Source organism: Arthrobacter sp. B2a2-09 (genome assembly GCF_027587375.1).
GTDB lineage: Bacteria > Actinomycetota > Actinomycetes > Actinomycetales > Micrococcaceae > Arthrobacter.
This window is the reverse complement of the sequence record NZ_JAMXIC010000104.1, coordinates 1-419: the sequence shown is the minus strand read 5'-3', so window position 1 is coordinate 419 and position 419 is coordinate 1. Positions and strand designations below refer to the sequence as shown.

General features: G+C 64.2%; 1 protein-coding gene. It reads left to right on the top strand.

What is annotated here, in order from left to right; all coding sequences use genetic code 11:
* Positions 1-102 precede the first annotated feature (102 nt).
* A partial coding sequence (locus NFJ07_RS25730) for a hypothetical protein (RefSeq protein ID WP_333482085.1) occupies positions 103-419 on the top strand: 317 nt, incomplete at its 3' end.

The following is a 419-nucleotide window of genomic DNA, read 5'->3' as shown; positions in this document are numbered from 1 at the left end:
GGAGATAGCGAAGCCCCTCGGAGTCGACGAATTCTGGTACCGCGTACCGAAACCGAGCGTCCACGGATCGCGAAGCTGTTCCCACATATCAACCCTGCCGGCTTGAACTGGGCCTTCGCGTCGACCGTGCTCTCACACGTCGGTCCGACTCGCGGACTCGCGGAGGCCGCGATGCCGGACGGTTTCGACGTCATGGTGCGCAACCCGGCTGTCCACGACGCCGTCATGCCGGGCTGGAACGGAGTGTTCAGCGCGCGTGCTCTCGCGAAGATGTACGGCGCCATCGCGAACGGCGGCGTGATCGACGGGAAACGGTTCCTGAAGGAATCGACCATCGACCAGATGTCGACCATCCAGACTCGCGATCGGGATTACGTGCTGGCGGTGCGGCCCAACTGGACTCTCGGTTACCACCCGCC